This window comes from Acinetobacter lactucae, from assembly GCF_013344765.1.
GTDB classification, from domain to species: Bacteria; Pseudomonadota; Gammaproteobacteria; order Pseudomonadales; family Moraxellaceae; genus Acinetobacter; species Acinetobacter lactucae_A.
Window position 1 is genome coordinate 1 of the sequence record NZ_JABVBF010000237.1, and the last position, 3,701, is coordinate 3,701.

Below are 3,701 nucleotides of genomic sequence, written 5' to 3' on the forward strand. Positions count from 1 at the left end.
ATATATGGTGCTTTATATAAAAACCCCTCTTTTACCGACTAAAGTATAAGACGCGTATTATAAAGTTAAAAAAAAACGCACATCAAGGATGTGCGTTTCCTATTTGTGCAGAATTAACCCGCTTGATCTAACAACATGTTACGGATATGACCGATTGCTTTAGTTGGATTCAAACCCTTAGGACATACTGACACACAGTTCATAATACCTTTACAACGGAATAAACTGAATGGATCGTCAAGACGAGCCAAACGGTCTGCCGTAGCAGTATCACGAGAGTCAATAATAAAACGGTATGCATTCAACAATGCTGAAGGACCCAAGAATTTATCAGGGTTCCACCAGAATGATGGGCATGAAGTTGAACAACACGCACAAAGAATACATTCATACAAACCATTTAAGTGTTCACGCTCTTCAGGAGACTGTAAACGCTCTTTAGGTGGAGCCGGCTGGTTGTTAATCAAGAATGGCTGAATTTTGTCATATTGATCATAGAATTGATTCATATCTACAACCAAGTCTTTCACAACTGGTAGACCAGGCAAAGGACGAATCACAATTTTCTCAGGTAGGTCGTTTAAATTCCATAAACAAGCCAAACCATTTTTACCATTAATGTTTACACCATCCGAACCACAGATACCTTCACGGCATGAACGACGGAACGTTAATGATTCATCTTGAACCTTCAAAGCAAGTAATGCATCAAGCAACATACGGTGCTTATCAGTCAATTCAAGCTTGAAAGTTTGCATGTACGGCGCTTTATCCTTATCAGGATCATAGCGGTAGATTTCGAATGTACGAGTACCTCTACTCATCTTTATACTCCCGATTAGAATGTACGTGGTGCTGGTGGAATTGCATCAACAGTCAACGGCTTGAAGCGCACTGGCTTATATTCCAAACGGTTGTCTGATGAATACCATAAAGTATGCTTCATCCACTCATCATCACGGCGACCGTATGAATAAGTTGGGTGATCAGCTGGCAATTCATAATCAACTACAGTATGAGCACCACGACATTCTTTACGCGCAGCAGCTGAAATTAATGTAGCTTTTGCAACTTCATATAAGTTTTCAACTTCAAGCGCTTCAACACGTGCAGTGTTAAATACTTTAGATTTATCTTTCAAATGAATGTTGCGCACACGTGGTTCAAGAGCAAGAATCTCTTTAACACCTTTATCAAGCAAAGCTTGAGTACGGAATACACCAGCGTGGTCTTGAACGATATCACGAATCGCATCAGCAACTTCTTGCGCATTTTCACCAGAAGTTGATTCATCCAACTTACGTACGCGATCTAAAGTTTGCTCTAATACGTTTGTTGGAAGTGGCGCATATTCATCACCATGATGCTTAGTTACGTAATCGATAATGTGCTCACCAGCAGCCTTACCAAATACAACCAAGTCAAGAAGTGAGTTAGTACCTAAACGGTTTGCACCATGTACTGACACACAAGAACATTCACCAATTGCATAAAAACCTTTTACAGGTTTAGTGTAGTTGTCTGTACCTGCTTCAGGTAAGCACACTTGACCATGCATATTTGTAGGAATACCACCCATTTGATAATGGATTGTTGGTACTACAGGAATTGGTTCTTTAGTGATGTCAACGTTCGCGAATTTTTTACCAATCTCAAATACAGATGGTAAACGCTTCATGATTGTGTCAGCGCCTAAGTGTGTCATATCAAGTAAGATATAATCACCTTTTGGACCACAACCACGACCTTCTTTAATTTCTTGGTCCATAGAACGTGATACGAAGTCACGTGGAGCCAAGTCTTTTAAAGTCGGTGCATAACGTTCCATGAACGGTTCGCCGTCTTTGTTACGAAGGATTGCACCTTCACCACGACAACCTTCAGTCAACAACACACCAGCGCCCGCAACACCTGTTGGGTGGAATTGCCAGAACTCCATATCTTGTAATGGAATACCAGCACGAGCAGCCATACCAAGACCGTCACCAGTGTTGATATAAGCATTTGTTGATGCACGGTAAACACGCCCAGCACCACCTGTAGCAAACAATGTCGCTTTTGCTTGGAATACTGCGATGTTACCAGTTTCTTGGTCAATCGCTGTCACACCAAGAACATCACCTGCTTCGTTACGGATCAAATCAAGAGCGATCCATTCAACGAAGAACTGAGTACCCATTTTCACGTTGCTTTGATAAAGCGTGTGCAATAATGCGTGACCAGTACGGTCAGCAGCAGCACAAGCACGCGGAACTGGTTTATCACCATAGTTCGCAGAGTGACCACCGAACGGACGTTGGTAAATTGTACCATCAGCGTTACGGTCAAACGGCATACCCATGTGTTCAAGTTCATACACAACTTTTGGTGCTTCACGACACATAAATTCAATTGCGTCTTGATCACCTAACCAGTCAGAACCCTTTACTGTATCGTAAAAGTGGAAATGCCAGTTATCTTCTTGCATGTTACCTAACGACGCACCGATACCACCTTGAGCAGCTACAGTGTGCGAACGTGTCGGGAAAACTTTAGTCAGTACTGCAACCTTCAAACCCGCTTGAGCGAGTTGGTAAGATGCGCGCATACCAGAACCACCACCACCAACGATAACTGCATCGAAAGTGAGGTTTTGAATATTTGAATAATCTTCTTTAGGGGTTATCGCGCCCATGATATCTTCCTATCAATTCGCCCAGAAAATCTGGATACCCCAGATTGCGTACACAAACACTGCAATAATGACAGCCGTCGTCAGTACAAGGCGTAAACCTTTCGCTGAAGGACCCATTTGACGAGTAGTGACATAGTCAGTGAAAACTTGCCACATACCAATCCATGCGTGTGCGATAAGCGATAAAATTGCCAATAAAGAGAAAATCTTCATTGGTAATGTCATCATGAAGCCAGCCCACTGTTGATAGTCAAATCCACCTTTGCAGAGAATCCAACCAAAAAGAACAACAGTATAAGCTGCTAATACAACCGCACTTACACGCTGGATAAACCAATCACGAGAACCTGAACCAGTTAAACCTGTAGCACTTTTCATTAGAACATAATCCATACAAAGGCTGCGATAATGGCTACCACAGATAAGATCAATGAAATTGTCGCTGCAATACGACCACTTTGCAGTTCTTCAGCAAAACCTAAATCTGCAAGTAAGTGCTTAACTCCAGCAATAAAGTGGAATATCAAGCCGGCTGCAAATACCCAAACAACAAAACGTACAAGGATATTTCCAAAAACGACATTTTTAACGTAGTCAAATCCTTCTGGTGAAGATAATGATTTATCTAGAATCCATAAGAGAACTGGTACTAATAAGAAAACGATGACACCTGATAAACGGTGTAAAATTGATGCAATAGCCACGGGTGAGCGTAAATTTACCGCTAACACCTGACCCATGGACAAATTGACAGGTCTGTTGCTTTTCACAGCGGGCATCCTGTAGGTAGAAACTCCGACCGGAGTTTGTTGAATTAATTCCAAGGAAAGCTGGCATTGTTAGGCAAGCACAGCTCATGCCTAACCTATAAACGACACCGAATTATAAAACGCGAAGTATCAAAATACAAACAATCCACTTTGCCTTTTCAGCAAAAAACTATTAAATAAGAATCATTCATAACAATATTCCCTAATTACCTCTATAAAAAGAGGATACTTCCACACATCATGTCATTGTTTAAAAT

The 3,701-nt window shown here is 41.5% G+C and carries 4 protein-coding genes; all 4 read right to left on the minus strand.

Going from position 1 to position 3,701, the window contains the following annotated elements; genetic code table 11:
* Positions 1-113: 113 nt before the first annotated feature.
* From HUN22_RS16020 to sdhC, 4 genes are read right to left on the minus strand one after another with little or no spacing between them, the layout of a single operon-like run.
* Positions 114-824: a succinate dehydrogenase iron-sulfur subunit gene (locus HUN22_RS16020; RefSeq protein ID WP_002116292.1), complete on the minus strand. Its 711-nt coding sequence runs from the start codon at positions 822-824 to the stop codon at positions 114-116.
* A gap of 14 nt (positions 825-838) precedes the next feature.
* The gene (gene sdhA, locus HUN22_RS16025) at positions 839-2,674 is read right to left on the minus strand and encodes a succinate dehydrogenase flavoprotein subunit (protein WP_002116225.1); all 1,836 of its coding nucleotides are present in this window, start codon (positions 2,672-2,674) and stop codon (positions 839-841) included.
* 12 nt (positions 2,675-2,686) lie between these two features.
* A complete protein-coding gene (sdhD, locus tag HUN22_RS16030) occupies positions 2,687-3,052 on the minus strand; it encodes a succinate dehydrogenase, hydrophobic membrane anchor protein (protein WP_000833672.1) in 366 nt (121 codons plus the stop codon).
* Positions 3,052-3,453, minus strand: coding sequence for a succinate dehydrogenase, cytochrome b556 subunit (gene sdhC / locus HUN22_RS16035; protein ID WP_075384165.1), 402 nt, complete (start codon positions 3,451-3,453; stop codon positions 3,052-3,054). The genes sdhD and sdhC overlap by 1 nt, the downstream gene beginning before the upstream one ends.
* Positions 3,454-3,701 lie beyond the last annotated feature (248 nt).